Below are 15,313 nucleotides of genomic sequence, written 5' to 3'. Positions count from 1 at the left end.
CTGCTGTCGATGCTCGAAGAGGCGACGAGAAGATGAGCGCGTACGGATCCTTCCCCGGTTCGCGGCCCCGCCGGCTGCGCACCACCCCGGCGATGCGGCGGATGGTCGCGGAGTACCGGCTGCACCCCTCGGACCTGATCCTGCCGGCGTTCGTGCGGGAGGGCATCAGCGAGCCGCTGCCCATCTCGGCGATGCCCGGCGTGGTCCAGCACACCCGGGACACGCTGCGGAAGGCCGCCGTCGAGGCGGTCGAGGCGGGGGTCTCGGGGATCATGCTCTTCGGTGTCCCGGCGGACGAGAACAAGGACGCGCTGGGCACGGCGGGCACGGAGCCGGACGGCATCCTCCAGGTCGCGATCCGGGACGTGAGGGCCGAGGTCGGCGACGACCTGGTGATCATGTCGGACCTGTGCCTGGACGAGTACACCGACCACGGCCACTGCGGTGTCCTCGACGAGCACGGCCGCGTCGACAACGACGCGACGCTGGAGCGGTACGCGGAGATGGCGCAGGTCCAGGCCGACGCGGGCGTCCACGTGGTGGGCCCGAGCGGCATGATGGACGGCCAGGTCGGTGTCATCCGTGACGCGCTGGACGAGACGGGCCACGAGGACGTGGCGGTCCTGGCCTACACGGCGAAGTACTCCTCCGCCTTCTACGGTCCCTTCCGCGAGGCCGTCGCCTCCTCCCTCCAGGGCGACCGCAAGACCTACCAGCAGGACCCGGCGAACGCCCGCGAGTCGCTGCGGGAGCTGGCGCTGGACCTGGAGGAGGGCGCCGACATGGTCATGGTGAAGCCGGCCGGCCCCTACCTCGACATCCTGCACCGGGTCGCGGAGGCCGTGGACGTGCCGGTGGCCGCGTACCAGATCAGCGGCGAGTACGCGATGGTCGAGGCGGCCGCGGAGAAGGGCTGGATCGAGCGTGACCGGGCGATCATGGAGACGCTGCTCGGCATCAAGCGGGCGGGCGCGGACACGATCCTGACGTACTGGGCGACCGAGGTCGCGCTCCGCCTGCGCGCCGAGCGCTAGGCCGGGCCCTTTTCCCGGCTACGGGCCGGCCGGGCCCGTACCCCGGGGGCGCCGGGGACCGTTCGCGGAGGGGGCCGGCGGCCCGGGCCCGCCGCGCGGGCCCGGTGGGGCGGGCGCACCCTGGAGGGGTAGTCCGACTGTGGAGGTGATCCGGCATGGCCACGCTCGCCGGATGGCACGTGGAGCTGGAGTTCACCGAGGACGGCCACCGCACCGGTGCGGCGGCCCTGCTCAGACTCGGTGACGGCTGCGAACTGAGGGCGCGCGGCTACGCCATGCGCCATCCCTCCGATCCGGAGCAGCTGCGGGTCGGGGAGGAGATCGCGGGCGCGCGGGCGCTCATGGATCTCGCGTCCCAGCTGCTCCAGAAGGCGCACACGGAGATCGACGAGGTCTCGGGGAAGCACTCCTACCCGCTGACCCACTGACCCGCCGACCCCTTGACCGCCGGTCCGATCGAGGGCCCGCGCCGGACTCCGGCGCGGGCCCTGCGCCGCGCCCCCGTCCGGTGGGAGGGGCGGCCGGGGCACCGGTCCGGGCCGGCCGGGGCGGTCAGCGGGTCCGGTGGCGGAACAGGGCCGCCGCCAGCGTCAGCGCCAGGGCGGTGATCCCCGCGCACCAGGCGAGGGCCGTCCAGGGGGTGTTCCCGGCGGGCTGGTCCAGCAGCAGGGCCCGCAGCGATTCGATGACCGGGGTCAGCGGCTGGTGCCCGGCGAAGCCGTGCAGCCAGGAGGGCATGGTGTCGATGGGGACGAAGGCGCTGGAGGGGTAGGGCAGGAACATCATCAGGAAGGTGAACCCGCCGGCCGCCTCGGGGCTCCGGGCCAGCAGTCCGAGGGAGGCCGCGAGCCAGGAGATCGCCGTGATGTACGCGACGAGCAGCCCGGCGGCGGCGAGCAGGGCGAGCGGGCCGCCGGAGGGGCGGAAGCCGATGGCGAGGGCGACGGCCAGCACCAGGGTGGTGGAGAGCAGGTTCCGTACGACCGAGGCCGTGACGTGCCCGGCCAGGATCGGCAGGCCGCCGACGTCGAGGGAGCGGAAGCGGTCGATGACGCCGTTCTTCATGTCGTCGGCCACGCTCACGGCCGTGCTCGCCGCGCCGAAGCCCGCGCACAGCAGCATGGCCCCCGGGACCACGTACGTCACGTACTCCGTGCCGGTGTCGATGGCCCCGCCGAAGAAGTAGACGAAGATCAGCATCAGCATCACCGGCAGCATCAGGGCGGCGATCAGCGCGTCCGGGCTGCGGCGGCTGATGCGCAGGCTGCGTCCGGTCAGGGTGAGGGCGGTGGCGTTGTTCACCGGGCGGCTCCCGTCAGGGCGAGGAAGACGTCGTCGAGGGTGGCGGTGCGCACGGTGAAGCGGCCGACGACGGTGCGGTCGGGGTCGAGTTCGTCGAGCAGGGCCCGTACGTGGGCGGCGGAGCCGTCGGTGGCCAGGCCGAGCGTCAGTTCGTCGGGTGCGTGGTGCACGGCGCGGGCGGCGAGGGTCTCGTAGGCCTTGCGGCTGGTCAGGGTGAGGTCGAGGCGGTGTCCGGCGACCCGGGCCTTCAGCTCGGCCGGGGTGCCCTCGGCGGCGATCCGGCCGGCCTCCAGGACGGTGACCCGGTCGGCGAGCCGGTCGGCCTCCTCCAGGTACTGGGTGGTGAGCAGGACGGTGGTGCCGTCGGCGCGCATCTCCCGTACGACCTCCCACAGTTCGAGGCGGCTGCGCGGGTCGAGTCCGGTGGTGGGTTCGTCCAGGAAGAGCACCTCGGGTCTGCCGACGAGGCTCGCGGCGAGGTCCAGGCGCCGCCGCATCCCGCCCGAGTAGGTCCGGGCGAGGCGGTCGGCGGCCCCGGCGAGGCCGAAGCGGTCGAGGAGTTCGGCGGCGCGGGCGCGGGCGTCGCGTGCGGACAGTCCGTTGAGCCGGCCCGTCATGCGCAGTGTCTCGGCGCCGGTCTGGAGGTCGTCCAGGGCCGCGAACTGCCCGGTCAGGGCGATCTTCCGGCGTACGCGGGCCCGTGCCCCGGTGATGTCGTGCCCGGCCACGCGCGCGGTCCCGGAGTCCGGTGCGGTGAGGGTGGCGAGGATGCGGACGGAGGTGGTCTTGCCCGCACCGTTGGGGCCGAGGAGGGCGAGGACGGAGCCGCGGGGGACGGCGAGGTCGAGGCCGTCGAGGACGCGGGTGCCGCCGTAGGACTTGGTCAGGCCGCGGGCGTACAGGGCGGGGTCGTTCGTGGTCATGGACACACGGTCCCTTCTGCGTATGGGTTACGCGCTTCTGTGTAAGTAATACACAGAACTAGGATGTGGGTCAACGACTCGGGACGGGAGGGGGCGGCGATGGAGAAGGACCCGGCGGACGCGACCGGCCTCCCGGTCAGCCTGCAGATGGCCTGGGGCCTGCGCGAACGCCCCGGCAAGGGCCCGCGCCCCACCCTCACCCTGGCGAAGATCGTCGACGCGGCCGTGGCCCTGGCCGCCGGCGAGGGCATGGACGCCGTCTCCATGGGCCGCGTGGCCAAGGAACTGGGCGTCTCCACGATGTCCCTCTACCGCTACGTCACGGCGAAGGAAGAGCTGTACATCCTGATGTCGGAAGCGGGCGTCGGCACCCCGCCCCCGCTCCCGCCCGAGGCCGGAGGGTGGGGCTGGCGGGAACTGCTGACCGACTGGGCGTACGCCCAGCGCACCCTGCTCATGTCGAAGCCGTGGATCCTGCGCATCCCGCTCACGGCCCCGCCGGCCTCACCGAACCAGCTCGCCTGGATGGAACGCGGCCTCGCCTCCATGGCCGGCACGGCCCTGGAGGAGGGCGAGAAGCTCTCGGCGATCATCCTGATCGGCGGCCTCGTACGGAACGAGGCCACCATGGCCGCCGACATGATGGACGCCATCATCAAGGGCGGCGTCCCCCCGGACCAGGTCATGGGCCGGTACGTGACCACCCTGCGCCTGCTGACCGCCCCGGAAAGCCACCCGGCGCTGACGCGGCTGCTGGAATCGGACGCCTTCACGGGCTCCGGCGAGCCCGACTTCCAGTTCCGCTTCGGCCTGGACCGGATCCTCGACGGCCTGGCCCGCCTGATCGCGGAGCGAGAGGCTCCGCCGAGCGTGTAGGCGGACGCGGGTGCACCCTGGAAAGCAGCGGGCACGGAGGTGATCGCCATGAAGGATGCCGTCGGATGGCACGTCGACGTCAAGTTCCAGGAGGACGACGAACGCACCCGCGCCGCCGCCCTCGTCCGGCTCCCGGACGGGAGCGAGCTGCGCTCGCACGGCTACGCCAGCCGTCACCCCAGTGACGGCAACCAGCCCAGGGTGGGCGAGGAGCTCGCGGCGGCGCGCGCGCTCAACGATCTGAAGGAACAGTTGCTCACCAAGGCGCACGACGAGATCGACGCGGCGTCGGGACGCACGTCGTACCCGATCACACGCTGATCCCGCCCGGGCGGTGCTACCGGCCGACCCAGCCGGTCAGCGCCGCCCAGCTCGCGGGGGCGAGGGCCAGGACGGGCCCGTCGGTGACCTTGGAGTCCCGGACGTGGACGGCGGCGGGGGAGGTGGCGACCTCGACGCAGTTGCCGCCGTTGCTTCCGCTGTGGGTCGACTTGCGCCAAGCGACCGCTACTTCGAGGCACTGGCCGCCATCGCTGCCGCTGTAGCTGGACTTGAACCACTTCAGTGTGGTGCTCATACCTCTCCTAGCAGGCGCTCCAACAGGCCTCGCGTCTGCTCGGTGTTGAGGGCCTGTGTCCGCAGCATTGCATACCGGCGGGCCAGGATGCTGACCTCGCCTGGGTCTGAGATGAGCCGACTGCCTCGCTGGCCTTCGGAGTAGCCGAAGTGCTGGTGGTCGTGTGTTTCGAGCAGGGTGAAGGGGCCGTCGAGGGCCGAGTGCGCGCCCTGTTCGAGGGGCATTACTTGGATGGAGACGTCCGGAAGTTCCGCACAGGCGATCAAGTGCCGGAGCTGCTCCTCATAGGCCTCAGGGCCGCCGATGCGGTGCACGACCACCGGTTCCCAGATGATGAAGCTCAGGGTCGGCGGTGTCTTGCGGCGCAGTATCTCCTGGCGCGCCACGCGGTCGGCCGTGAGCGCCTCGATCTCCTCCTCCTGATAGGCGGGCACGCGGCACTTGAATACGGCCCGGGCGTACGCCTCCGTCTGGAGCAGGCCTGGTACGACTTGGTTGTCGTACCAGGAGAGGGTGACCGCCGTGTACTCGCGGTCCATGTACTCCTCGGCCCACGGGGGCGTCGTGTCGAAGGCCGGCATCTCATTGGCCGCGATGATCAGCGTGCCTGGCAGGCCCAGGTGTATGTCCATCAGTTCGGCAACGTGCGGCATGAGGGCGCGGCGGCCCTGCTCGATGGAGGCGATGGTCTCCTCGTCCACCGTGATCAGTGCGGCGAGTTCCTTCTGGGTCAGGCCCTTGGCGGCCCTGGCGGCGGCTACCTGGCGGCCGACCATCTTCATGGTCGTCGCGTTGGGGCGCGGGCGCTTCTTGGGTGGCATGGCGATGGACTCCCCGCCTTTGGACGTGGATTACCCCTCGCCGACCCGTACTCATGAAGGAGTACGGGTTGGCGCAGGGTCACAGGCTAGTCACACCACGCCACCATCGTCCCGTGAACCTAAATACTCAACCCGGCCTGATGCGCGAGCGGTTGTTCCCCCGGGCCTTCCAGACCGTCGCCACCGCGCGGGCCTTCACCCGCGAGACCCTCGCCGCCTGGGACGTCGCCGGCCGGCGGGACGACGTCGTGCTGTGCGTCAGCGAGCTGGCCACCAACGCCCTGCGGTACGGGGTCCCGCGCGGGCGCTCGTACCGGCTGCGGCTGCTGAACTTCGGCTGCTGCGTGCGCGTCGAGGTGCACGACAGCGGGCCCGGGCTCTCCCGGATCGCGGGCGGGCCGCCCGGGCGCGGGCTGCTGCTCGTGGCCGGGGTCGCGGACGCCTGGGGGGTGCTGCCGAGGCGGCCGGGAAAGGTGGTGTGGGCGGAGTTCGGCCCGGGCGGCTGCTAGCTTCGGCTGAGCGGAGGATCGGACCGGAGGGGGATCAATGGGGCGTCCGTGGCGGTGGGTTGGGGTGGTCGCGGCCACCGGGGCCGGGTTCCTGATCGCCTTCAGGACCGGGCTGTGGGACCCCTTCGGCTGGTTCCCCGAGAAGGAGTCCGACCGGGCCTCCGTCGCCGCGGGGTTCGGCGGGGCCATGGCCGCCGTCATCGCGCTGGTCGGCGGCTGGTGGGCCGGGAGCGGCGCCGGGGGCGACGGGAACTCCGTACGGCAGCGCGCCCGCGCCTCCGGCACCTCGCAGATCACCCAGGACGGCGGCCCCGCCGCCCCCGGCCGGGTCGACCAGTGGGCCCGCGCCGACGGGGACGCCAGGGTCCAGCAGCGCGGCGGCGGTGACGCACCCGGCGAGCCGTCCCCGTGACGGCCGGACAGTGGGCGCGGGCCGGGGGCAGCGCCCGGATCACCCAGGTCGCCGGTGACCACGTCACCTACGCCCCGGGGGCCGGACCCGCGCCGGGGGCCGGGCTCGGACTGCCCGAGGCGCCCGCCGTACTCGTCGGGCGCGACGGGCCGGCCGGGGAGCTGACGGCCCTCCTGGCCGAGGGCGGCCCCACGGTCGCCGTCGTGGCGGGCCTGGCGGGCGTCGGCAAGAGCGCGCTCGCCGTGGCGACGGCGCACCGGGCGGTGGAGCTGGGCTGGTTCGGGGACCGCGTCTTCTTCCTGCGCCTGCGCGGGTACGCCCCCGGCGGCGGGGTGAGCGGCCCCGAGGCGGTACGGGAGATGCTGCGCCGGTTCGGGATCCGCGACACCGACATGCCGGAGTCCCAGGACGGCCGGGCGGCGCTGTACCAGGCCAGGCTGGCGGAGTTCGCCCGGGCGGGGCGGCGGGTGCTGATCGTCGCCGACGACGCGGGCGAGGTGGGCCAGGTACGGGACCTCGTACCGGCCGGGACCGCGCACCGGCTGCTGGTGACCTCCCGGCACCGGCTCGTCCACCGGGACTTCTCCGCCCGCGTGGTCCCGCTCGACGAGCTGGCGCCGGACGCCGCCGCCGAGCTCCTCGCCGGGGCGGTGCTGCGCACCTGGCCGCAGGACCCCCGCCCGGCGGCGGAGGCGGACGCGCTGCGCGAGGTCGCGGAGCGGTGCGGGCGGCTGCCGCTGGCCCTGACGGTGGCGGGGGCGCTGCTGGCGGGCGATCCGGGACTCCGCGTGACGGAGCTGGCGGCCCAGCTGGCCGACGCGCGGACCCGGCTGGCGAAGCTGGACTCGGAGCTGGACGACGGGGTCCGGGCCGCGTTCGACCTCTCGTACGGGCGCCTCCCGGCCGACCAGGCCCGCGTCTTCCGGCTGCTGACGGTGAACCCGGGCCCGGACTGCGCCACGGAGTACGCCGCACTGCTCGCCGGGGTGCCGCCCGCCGAGCTGCGCCCGGCGCTGGCCGCGCTCGTACGGGCCTCCCTGCTGGCGGAGGAACCGGTCGGCTCGGGGCGCTGGCGGATGCACGACCTGGTGCGGCTGTACGCGCGGGAGCGGGGCGAGGAGCGCGCGGCGGAGGACGGGCGGCAGGAGGCGGTCGACGCCCTGCTGGAGTGCCTGATCGTCCAGGCCGGGGCGGCGCGGCACGTCCTCGGTCTGGACACGCCGAGGGAAGACGGGCCGGGGCTGCCCTCGATGGAGGAGGCCCTGCAGTGGCTCGGCGCCGAACGCGCCGGGCTGGTCGCCGCCGTGGGCTTCGCCGTCGACTCGGGGCGGCCGGGGAGGGCCGTGGAACTGGGCACGCGCCTGATGTCGTACCTCCAGATCTACCGGTACCGGCAGGACGCGCTGACGGTGGCGCGCCTGCTCCTCGCGGCCACGGAGGGCAGGGGGAGCGCCGAGGAGCTCGGCGGCCGGCTCTACGACCTCGGCCTGGCGTGGCTCGGCGCGGACCGGCTGGAGGAGGCGGAGGAGCTGCTCACGCGCGCGCTGACGGTGTTCAGGGAGAACGGGTCGCCCATGGGCGAGGGCAAGGCCCTGAACATGCTGGGCAGTGTGTACGTCGCGACGGACCGGTGGGCGGAGGCGGAGCAGGCGATGGAGGAGGCCCTCGGCATCCTCCGCGAGCGGGGCATCCGGCACGCCGAGGGCACCGTCCTGTCCGGCCTGGCACGGATCTACGAGCGGGCGGGCCGTATGGACGAGGCCGTCGCCGTGCTGCGGCAGTCGGTCTCCCTCATGACCGAGCTGAACGACTCCCACCGGGAAGCGTCCTCGCTGAACTCCCTCGCGGACGTGCTCTGGCGGGCCGGGCGGCCGGAGGAGGCCGTGGCCGCACGGGAACGGGCGCTCGCCACCCACAGGGAGTTCGGCAACGACAAGCAGGCGGTCCGGACGCTGACCGCCCTCGCCGGGTCGCTGGTGCGGCTGGGGCGGGACGAGGAGGCCGCCGCGCGGTACGAGGAGGCCCTCGGCATCGCCACGGAGGAGGGGGACCCCTACGACCGAGGGGAGGTCCTGGGCAACCTGGGGCTGCTCCACCGCCGTGCGGGGAGGCGGGAGCAGGCGCGGGAGATGCTGGAGCGGGCCTGCTCCCTCTTCGCGGAGGCCGGGGACCGGCGCGGCGAGGCCGCCTTCGCCAACGGGCTGGCGCTCACGCTGTACTCCCTCGACCGCCACGCGGAGGCCGCCGAGGTGTTCGAGCGGGCGGCCGGGCTCTTCGCGGTGGCCGGCGACACCGCGCAGGAGGACGCGATGCGGGCGGCGGCCGCCGAGCTGCGGGAAGGGGAAGCCGGTCGCCGCCGCCGGCGACGGCGCCGGTGATCCGGCAGCCGGAATCCCTTGCCCGTAGAGGTCACCTCCAGGGAGCACGGCGATGTCGTGATCATGTCCGCCGAGGACTTCCGGTCCTGGCAGGAGACCCGTCCACCTCCTGCGCTCGCCACGCAACGCGCAGGTCCTGATGGAGTCCATCGCGGAACCGCCGAGGCACGCGCGCCGCCCCGGGTGAGGAGGGCGGCGCGTTGTCCACAGGGTGGGGACGGGGGGTCAGGCGGGCTGTTCCGGGGCCGTCGCCGTGATGACCGAGAACCCGCCGCCCTGGGGGTCGGCGAGGACGGCCATGCGGCCGACCGCCATGTCGAAGGCCGGGGCGAGGACGGTGGCGCCGGCGCGGACGGCGGCGGCCTGGACCTCGTCCACGTCGTCCACGTGGAAGTACGGCTGCCAGTGCGGCGGGACGCCCGGCGGCAGCTTGCTCATGTCCATCATCCCGGCGACCGCGCGGCCGCCGACCTTGAACTCGACGTACCCGTCGGAGCCGGGCATCTCGGACCGGGCCGTGGTGACCGGCAGGACGGCGGAGTAGAAGGCGGCGGCGCCCTCGAGGTCGCTGGTGGTGAGCTCGTTCCAGATCAGCGCGCCGTGCTCGTTGACGATGCCCGCGCCGTCGAAGGTGCCCGGCTCCCACAGGCCGAAGACGGCGCCGGCGGGGTCGGCGACCACGGCCATCCGGCCGAGGTCCATGACGTTCACCGGCCCCATCATGACCGTGCCGCCGGCGTCGACGACGGACTTGAGGGTGGAGTCGAGGGAGTCCGTGGACAGGTACGTGGTCCACACCGTGGGCGGCAGCGGGTCGGGGACCGTGCCGTCCGGGTTCATCGCCTTCATGATCCCCGCGACCGGCTTGCCCTTGAGGGTGCAGACGGAGTAGCCGCCCTGCTCGGCCGGGCCGACCTCGCCCTGCCAGCCGAAGAGGTCGCAGTAGAAGTCGAGGGCCGCCTGCTGGTCGGGGACCATCAGGTCGATCCAGCAGGGGGTGCCGGGCTTGTAGGGGCCGTTCATGTCGGGCACGGATGCCTCCGTCGGGGTGCTGGGGAAGGACGGGCCAACCCCTACCCGGCCCCCGCCCGGCCGGAATCGGCCCGTACGGGTGACCCGCCGTCGAACCGCTCCGCGTACGACGCGACGTACGTCGCCCTCGCGGGGTGCGACCGGGAAACGCGACGACCCCCGGTGCACCCGCGCCGGGGGTCGTCGCGTGGGACGTCAGAGCTTCTCGGGGGTGCGGATGCCGAGGAGGGACATGCCCTTCGACAGGGTCCGGGCCGTCAGGTCGCACAGGAACAGGCGGTTCTCGACCTGCTCGGGGGTGTCCGCCTTGAGCACCGGGCACTCCGCGTAGAACGTCGTGTACAGCGAGGCCAGCTGGTACAGGTACGCGGCCAGCTTGTGCGGGGCGTACTCGGCCGCGGCCTCCGCGATCAGCGTGCCGAAGCCGTCCAGGTGCAGGCCCAGCGCGCGCTCCGAGGCCGTCAGCTCCAGCTCGGGGTGGGCGGCCGGGCGGGCCTCGCCCGCCTTGCGCAGGATCGACTGGATGCGCGCGTACGCGTACTGGAGGTACACGGACGTGTCACCGGTCAGCGAGACCATCTGGTCCAGGTCGAACTTGTAGTCGCGCGCCGCGGAGGTGGAGAGGTCCGCGTACTTCACCGCGCCGATGCCCACCTGGGCGCCGCGCTCGGCGATCTCCTCCTCCGTGAGGTCCTGGGCCTTCTCCCGCACGACGGCCGCCGCCCGCTCGACGGCCTCGTCCAGCAGGTCCACCAGACGGACCGTCTCGCCCTCGCGGGTCTTGAACGGCTTGCCGTCCTTGCCGAGGACCGTGCCGAAGGCCAGCTGGACGGCCTTGACGTCGTCGCCCAGCCAGCCGGCCCGGCGGGCCGTCTCGAAGACCATCTTGAAGTGCAGCGACTGCCGCGCGTCCACCACGTAGATCAGGGTCGTCGCGGACAGGCCGGTGACGCGGTCGCGGATCGCGGAGAGGTCGGTGGCGGCGTAGCCGAAGCCGCCGTCGGACTTCTGGACGATCAGCGGGGTCGGGTTGCCGTCGGGGCCCTTGACGTCGTCGAAGAACACGCACAGCGCGCCGTTGGAGCGGACGGCGACGCCCGACTCCTCCAGCAGCTTGCAGGTCTCGACCAGCATGTCGTTGTAGCCGGACTCGCCGACGACGTCGGCGTCCTGGATGTCCATGTCCAGCTTGTCGAAGACGGAGTAGAAGTAGATCTTCGACTCGTCCACGAAGCGCTGCCACAGCGCCAGGGTCTCGGGGTCGCCCGCCTGGAGGTCGACCACCCGGGCCCGGGCGCGCGTCTTGAACTCCTCGTCGGAGTCGAAGAGGGCGCGCGAGGCCTTGTAGAGGCGGTTGAGGTTGGACATGGCCTCCTCGCCGGAGACCTCCTCGTCCGACTCGTGGTCCAGCTCGTGCGGGTGCTCCAGCAGGTACTGGATCAGCATGCCGAACTGGGTGCCCCAGTCGCCGATGTGGTGGCGGCGGATCACGTTCTCGCCGGTGAACTCCAGGATCTCGACCATCGCGGCGCCGATCACGGCGGACCGCAGGTGGCCGACGTGCATCTCCTTCGCCACGTTCGGCTGCGCGTAGTCGATCACCGTGGTGCCGGCGGACGGGTTGAGCGGCACGCCGAGCCGGTCGTCGGCCGCGCGGGCGGCCAGCGTCCGGATGATCGCCTCGTCGGAGACGGTGATGTTGAGGAAGCCGGGGCCGGAGACCTCGACGTCCTTGATCACGCCGCCCTTGTCCAGGCCCTCGAGGACGGTGGCGGCGAGGTCGCGCGGGTTGGCCTTGGCCTTCTTCGCGAGCGCCAGGATGCCGTTGGCCTGGAAGTCGGCCCGGTCGCTTCGTCGCAGCAGCGGGTCGGCGGCACCGGCCTCCGGCAGGGCGGAGGCGAGGGCGTCCGAGACGCGCTGTTCGACGGAGGAAGCGAGGGAAGGGACCGAGGCCATGAGCTGCCGTTCCTGTGAGGTTGCGCGTGCGCGTGCGCTTGGGTGTTCCGACAAGTCCCGAGTATCCCACGCGGCGGGTGCCCGCTCCCCGGGATATCTCCGTGCGTACCGAGGCGTGGAAGCAACCCCGGAGCGGGCTGTTCCGTCTGGGAGAATGGCCGAAGCCAGCATTCGAGATAGAAGGACGTGTCGTGGCTCAGAGCGCTCAGAGCAGCACAGAGACCGACTGGGTCTCCCGTTTCGCGGACGAGGTCATCGCCGAGGCGGAGCGCCGAGCCCCGGGCAAAGCGATCGTCGTCGCGTCCGGACTGTCCCCGTCCGGGCCGATCCACCTGGGCAACCTGCGCGAGGTCATGACCCCCCACCTGGTCGCGGACGAGATCCGCCGCCGGGGCCACGAGGTCCGCCACCTCATCTCCTGGGACGACTACGACCGCTACCGCAAGGTCCCCAAGGGCATCCCGGGTGTCAGCGAGGAGTCCCACGCCCAGCACATCGGCCGCCCGCTGACCGCCGTGCCCGCGCCCGAGGGTTCCCCGTACCCGAACTGGGCCGAGCACTTCAAGGCCGCGATGGTCGCCTCCCTGGCCGAGCTGGGCGTCGAGTACGACCCGATCAGCCAGACCGAGCAGTACACCTCCGGCGCCTACCGCGAGCAGGTGCTGTTCGCGATGAAGCACCGCGGTGACATCGACGCCGTCCTCGCCCAGTACCGCACCAAGCAGAAGCCGGGCAAGAAGCCCCAGCAGAAGCAGGTCGACGAGGCCGAGCTGGAGGCCGCCGAGGGCTCGGGCGCGGCCGCCGAGGACGACGGCAGCGCCGAGGGCGCGGAGTACTTCCCGTACAAGCCGTACTGCGGGGCGTGCAACAAGGACTTCACCAAGGTCACGGCGTACGACGACGAGACCACCGAGCTGACCTACGTCTGCACGGAGGACGAGTTCACCGAGACCGTCAAGCTGTCGGAGTTCAACCGCGGCAAGCTGGTCTGGAAGGTCGACTGGCCGATGCGCTGGGCGTACGAGGGCGTCGTCTTCGAGCCCTCCGGCGTCGACCACTCCTCGCCCGGCTCCTCCTTCCAGGTCGGCGGGCAGATCGTCGGCCTGTTCGGCGGCGAGCAGCCCATCGGCCCGATGTACGCCTTCGTCGGCATCTCCGGCATGGCGAAGATGTCGTCCAGCAAGGGCGGCGTCCCGACCCCGGCCGACGCGCTGAAGATCATGGAGCCGCAGCTCCTGCGCTGGCTGTACGCGCGCCGCCGCCCGAACCAGTCCTTCAAGATCGCCTTCGACCAGGAGATCCAGCGCCTGTACGACGAGTGGGACAAGCTGGAGGCCAAGGTCGCCGACGGCAGCGTGCTGCCGGCCGACGCCGCCGCCCACTCCCGTGCCGTGCGCGTCGCCTCGCACGAACTGCCCCGCACCCCGCGTCCGATGCCGTACCGCACCCTCGCGTCGGTCGTCGACATCACCGCCGGGCACGACGAGCAGACGCTGCGGATCCTCTCCGACCTGGACCCGTCGCAGCCGCTGACCTCCCTCGACGAGGTACGGCCGCGCCTGGACCGCGCCGAGAACTGGATCACCACGCAGGTCCCGGCCGACCAGCGCACCCTGGTCCGCGAGGACGCCGACACCGAGCTGCTGTCCTCCCTGGACGAGGCCGGGCGCGCGTCCCTGCGGCTGCTGCTGGACGGCCTCGACTCGCACTGGTCGCTGGACGGGCTCACCACCCTCGTCTACGGCGTGCCGAAGGTCATGGCCGGGCTGGAGCCGGACGCCAAGCCGACGCCGGAGCTGAAGGTCGCGCAGCGCGAGTTCTTCGCCCTGCTGTACCGGCTGCTCGTGACCCGGGAGACCGGTCCGCGCCTGCCCACGCTGCTGCTGGCGGTCGGGGCGGAGCGGGTGCGCAAGCTGCTCGCGGTCTGACGCGGCGCCACGCCCGACGGGAAGGGCCCGTACCCCTGGTGCGCCGGGGGTACGGGCCCTTCTGCGTGGTCGTCCGGCCCGGGGGCGCGGCCGGGTGTGCCTAAGAGATGTGCTCGTCCATGAGGTCCCGCTGGTAGCGCTCCTTGAGGGCGGGGATCAGCCGCTTGAGCGCGGCCGCGCTGGGCGGGTCCGCGATCCCGAGGCGCTCGGAGAGGCGTTCCTCCAGCTGCGCGGGGCTCGGGACCTGGGCGTACTCGTCGATGTACGCCCGGAAGACCTCGTAGGCGGCCTCCCGGAACTTCTCCTCGTCGGCGTCGGCGTCGGTGTCGGGCGCGGCGGCCGTGTCCGCGGGGCCGGACCGTTCGCCGGGGCCGGCCGGAGCCATGACCGGGGTCGGCTCCAGGCCCTCGACGTACTGGGGGTCGTAGCCGCCCTCGTACGAGGCCTGCGGCGCGAGCGGCGCCGCGAACCAGGCGCTGTCGTGCGCGGCCGGCATGGCCGTCGGCTCGACCGCGAAGGGGGCGGGCGCCGGGGCGGGGACGGGGGGCTGGGGCTGGCGGGGCTGCGGGGGCCGCGGCAGCGGGTCCTGCGGCCGGGGCCCGGCGGGCTGGTCGCCGGCGTCACCGACGGCGCCGGCGGCATCGACGGCCCCCGCGTCACCCGCGGCTGCGGCGGGCTCGGCCCCTGCCGGTGCGGCCGGCAGGGCGGGCGCGGCCGGGACGCCGGGCTGGACGGCGGCCGGCGCGGCCGTGGCCGCGGCCGGTGCCGGGGCCGCCGGGGGCAGCAGGACCGGTTCGATGCCCGCCGCCGCCAGCCCCTCGGGGGCCGTCTGCGAGAGCGGCACGCCGATCCGGGCCAGCCGCAGCGGCATCAGCGCCTCCACGGGCGCCTTGCGGCGCCACGCCCGCCCGTACCGGGCCTGGAGCCGCGCCTGGTAGATCAGCCGGTCCTGCTCCATGCCGACGGCCTGCTCGTAGGAGCGCAGCTCCCACAGCTTCATCCGGCGCCACAGCTTGAAGGTGGGCACGGGGGAGAGGAGCCAGCGGGTGATCCGCACCCCCTCCATGTGCCGGTCCGCGGTGATGTCCGCGATCCGGCCCACGGCGTGCCGGGCCGCCTCCACGGTGACCACGAACAGCACCGGGATCACGGCGTGCATGCCCACGCCCAGCGGGTCCGGCCAGGCCGCCGCGCCGTTGAACGCGATCGTCGCCGCCGTCAGCAGCCACGCCGTCTGGCGCAGCAGGGGGAACGGGATGCGGATCCACGTCAGCAGCAGGTCCAGCGCCAGCAGCACGCAGATGCCCGCGTCGATGCCGATCGGGAACACCAGCGAGAAACTGCCGAAGCCTTTCTTCAGGGCCAGCGCGCGCACCGCGGAATACGAGCCCGCGAAACCGATCCCCGCGATGACCACGGCTCCGGCGACCACGACACCGATGAGTATCCGGTGCGTACGAGTCAGCTGCATCGCGGCCACCCGTGATCCCCTCCCCTTGTCGAGCTACGGCAGGCACAGCGTACGGGTGACTGCGCGTCACCCGTGCCGTAGGGCCCCTCCTGTC

15 protein-coding genes and 1 pseudogene are annotated in these 15,313 nt (G+C 73.0%); 9 read left to right on the top strand and 7 right to left on the bottom strand.

What is annotated here, in order from left to right:
- Nucleotides 1-32: 32 nt before the first annotated feature.
- Both hemB and ACZ514_RS29740 read left to right on the top strand, forming a co-directional pair.
- Nucleotides 33-1,034 carry a porphobilinogen synthase gene (gene hemB, locus ACZ514_RS29745; RefSeq protein WP_468167423.1) on the top strand — a complete coding sequence of 334 codons (1,002 nt, stop codon included), beginning with the start codon at nucleotides 33-35 and terminating at the stop codon, nucleotides 1,032-1,034.
- A 155-nt stretch (nucleotides 1,035-1,189) separates the two neighbouring features.
- Nucleotides 1,190-1,462 (top strand): DUF1876 domain-containing protein, encoded by a 273-nt coding sequence (locus ACZ514_RS29740; protein WP_468167425.1) that lies wholly within the window; start codon nucleotides 1,190-1,192, stop codon nucleotides 1,460-1,462.
- A 124-nt stretch (nucleotides 1,463-1,586) separates the two neighbouring features.
- Here the strand turns inward: ACZ514_RS29740 and ACZ514_RS29735 are convergent, their stop codons facing one another.
- Both ACZ514_RS29735 and ACZ514_RS29730 read right to left on the bottom strand, forming a co-directional pair.
- Nucleotides 1,587-2,336 carry an ABC transporter permease gene (locus ACZ514_RS29735; RefSeq protein WP_468167427.1) on the bottom strand — a complete coding sequence of 250 codons (750 nt, stop codon included), beginning with the start codon at nucleotides 2,334-2,336 and terminating at the stop codon, nucleotides 1,587-1,589.
- On the bottom strand, nucleotides 2,333-3,259 hold the full coding sequence (locus ACZ514_RS29730) for an ATP-binding cassette domain-containing protein (RefSeq protein ID WP_469126123.1): 927 nt from the start codon (nucleotides 3,257-3,259) through the stop codon (nucleotides 2,333-2,335). Before ACZ514_RS29730 ends, ACZ514_RS29735 begins: the two co-directional genes overlap by 4 nt.
- Nucleotides 3,260-3,322: 63 nt before the next feature.
- Between ACZ514_RS29730 and ACZ514_RS29725 the strand changes: the two genes are divergently transcribed.
- Together ACZ514_RS29725 and ACZ514_RS29720 are read left to right on the top strand one after the other, a co-directional pair.
- Nucleotides 3,323-4,135, top strand: coding sequence for a TetR/AcrR family transcriptional regulator (locus ACZ514_RS29725; protein ID WP_469126122.1), 813 nt, complete (start codon nucleotides 3,323-3,325; stop codon nucleotides 4,133-4,135).
- Nucleotides 4,136-4,183: 48 nt separating this feature from the next.
- Complete coding sequence (locus ACZ514_RS29720; RefSeq protein WP_468167433.1) at nucleotides 4,184-4,456, top strand: DUF1876 domain-containing protein; 273 nt, start codon at nucleotides 4,184-4,186, stop codon at nucleotides 4,454-4,456.
- A 16-nt stretch (nucleotides 4,457-4,472) separates the two neighbouring features.
- Here ACZ514_RS29720 and ACZ514_RS29715 read toward each other — a convergent pair whose 3' ends face one another.
- Both ACZ514_RS29715 and ACZ514_RS29710 read right to left on the bottom strand, forming a co-directional pair.
- Nucleotides 4,473-4,712, bottom strand: coding sequence for a DUF397 domain-containing protein (locus tag ACZ514_RS29715; protein WP_469126121.1), 240 nt, complete (start codon nucleotides 4,710-4,712; stop codon nucleotides 4,473-4,475).
- Nucleotides 4,709-5,533, bottom strand: coding sequence for a helix-turn-helix domain-containing protein (locus ACZ514_RS29710; RefSeq protein WP_469126120.1), 825 nt, complete (start codon nucleotides 5,531-5,533; stop codon nucleotides 4,709-4,711). Before ACZ514_RS29710 ends, ACZ514_RS29715 begins: the two co-directional genes overlap by 4 nt.
- 113 nt (nucleotides 5,534-5,646) lie before the next feature.
- Here ACZ514_RS29710 and ACZ514_RS29705 point away from each other — a divergent pair, with 113 nt between their 5' ends.
- The 4 genes and pseudogenes from ACZ514_RS29705 to ACZ514_RS29690 all read left to right on the top strand — a co-directional run.
- Complete coding sequence (locus ACZ514_RS29705; protein ID WP_469126119.1) at nucleotides 5,647-6,042, top strand: ATP-binding protein; 396 nt, start codon at nucleotides 5,647-5,649, stop codon at nucleotides 6,040-6,042.
- Between the two features lie 64 nt (nucleotides 6,043-6,106).
- On the top strand, nucleotides 6,107-6,454 hold the full coding sequence (locus ACZ514_RS29700; protein ID WP_468167441.1) for a hypothetical protein: 348 nt from the start codon (nucleotides 6,107-6,109) through the stop codon (nucleotides 6,452-6,454).
- A complete protein-coding gene (locus ACZ514_RS29695; RefSeq protein ID WP_468700907.1) occupies nucleotides 6,451-8,832 on the top strand; it encodes an ATP-binding protein in 2,382 nt (793 codons plus the stop codon). Before ACZ514_RS29700 ends, ACZ514_RS29695 begins: the two co-directional genes overlap by 4 nt.
- Nucleotides 8,833-8,850: 18 nt before the next feature.
- A pseudogene (locus tag ACZ514_RS29690) lies at nucleotides 8,851-8,895 on the top strand (hypothetical protein); the annotation flags it as partial.
- A gap of 162 nt (nucleotides 8,896-9,057) precedes the next feature.
- Here the strand turns inward: ACZ514_RS29690 and ACZ514_RS29685 are convergent.
- Together ACZ514_RS29685 and argS are read right to left on the bottom strand one after the other, a co-directional pair.
- Nucleotides 9,058-9,855: a VOC family protein gene (locus ACZ514_RS29685; protein ID WP_468167895.1), complete on the bottom strand. Its 798-nt coding sequence runs from the start codon at nucleotides 9,853-9,855 to the stop codon at nucleotides 9,058-9,060.
- Nucleotides 9,856-10,059: 204 nt separating this feature from the next.
- Nucleotides 10,060-11,820 carry an arginine--tRNA ligase gene (gene argS, locus ACZ514_RS29680; protein ID WP_468167445.1) on the bottom strand — a complete coding sequence of 587 codons (1,761 nt, stop codon included), beginning with the start codon at nucleotides 11,818-11,820 and terminating at the stop codon, nucleotides 10,060-10,062.
- Nucleotides 11,821-12,011: 191 nt separating this feature from the next.
- On the opposite strand from argS, the gene lysS reads away from it, so the two are divergent.
- Nucleotides 12,012-13,748 carry a lysine--tRNA ligase gene (gene lysS, locus ACZ514_RS29675; RefSeq protein ID WP_468167447.1) on the top strand — a complete coding sequence of 579 codons (1,737 nt, stop codon included), beginning with the start codon at nucleotides 12,012-12,014 and terminating at the stop codon, nucleotides 13,746-13,748.
- Between the two features lie 100 nt (nucleotides 13,749-13,848).
- Here lysS and ACZ514_RS29670 read toward each other — a convergent pair whose 3' ends face one another.
- Nucleotides 13,849-15,228 carry a DUF2637 domain-containing protein gene (locus ACZ514_RS29670; RefSeq protein WP_469126118.1) on the bottom strand — a complete coding sequence of 460 codons (1,380 nt, stop codon included), beginning with the start codon at nucleotides 15,226-15,228 and terminating at the stop codon, nucleotides 13,849-13,851.
- Between the last annotated feature and the right edge of the window lie 85 nt (nucleotides 15,229-15,313).

The sequence above is a fragment of the Streptomyces sp. NPDC034086 genome (assembly GCF_055575515.1).
Note: the sequence above shows the minus strand (reverse complement) of the source record. Positions and strands in the feature narration are given on the sequence as shown.

Excerpts from the sequence above, each read along its gene's own strand:
- ACZ514_RS29730 (WP_469126123.1), bottom strand. The coding sequence starts at position 3,259 with ATGACCACGAACGACCCCGCCCTGTACGCCCGCGGCCTGACCAAGTCC.
- ACZ514_RS29740 (WP_468167425.1), top strand. The coding sequence starts at position 1,190 with ATGGCCACGCTCGCCGGATGGCACGTGGAGCTGGAGTTCACCGAGGAC.
- argS (WP_468167445.1), bottom strand. The coding sequence starts at position 11,820 with ATGGCCTCGGTCCCTTCCCTCGCTTCCTCCGTCGAACAGCGCGTCTCG.
- hemB (WP_468167423.1), top strand. The coding sequence starts at position 33 with ATGAGCGCGTACGGATCCTTCCCCGGTTCGCGGCCCCGCCGGCTGCGC.
- ACZ514_RS29710 (WP_469126120.1), bottom strand. The coding sequence starts at position 5,533 with ATGCCACCCAAGAAGCGCCCGCGCCCCAACGCGACGACCATGAAGATG.
- ACZ514_RS29725 (WP_469126122.1), top strand. The coding sequence starts at position 3,323 with ATGTGGGTCAACGACTCGGGACGGGAGGGGGCGGCGATGGAGAAGGAC.
- ACZ514_RS29720 (WP_468167433.1), top strand. The coding sequence starts at position 4,184 with ATGAAGGATGCCGTCGGATGGCACGTCGACGTCAAGTTCCAGGAGGAC.
- ACZ514_RS29715 (WP_469126121.1), bottom strand. The coding sequence starts at position 4,712 with ATGAGCACCACACTGAAGTGGTTCAAGTCCAGCTACAGCGGCAGCGAT.
- ACZ514_RS29685 (WP_468167895.1), bottom strand. The coding sequence starts at position 9,855 with ATGAACGGCCCCTACAAGCCCGGCACCCCCTGCTGGATCGACCTGATG.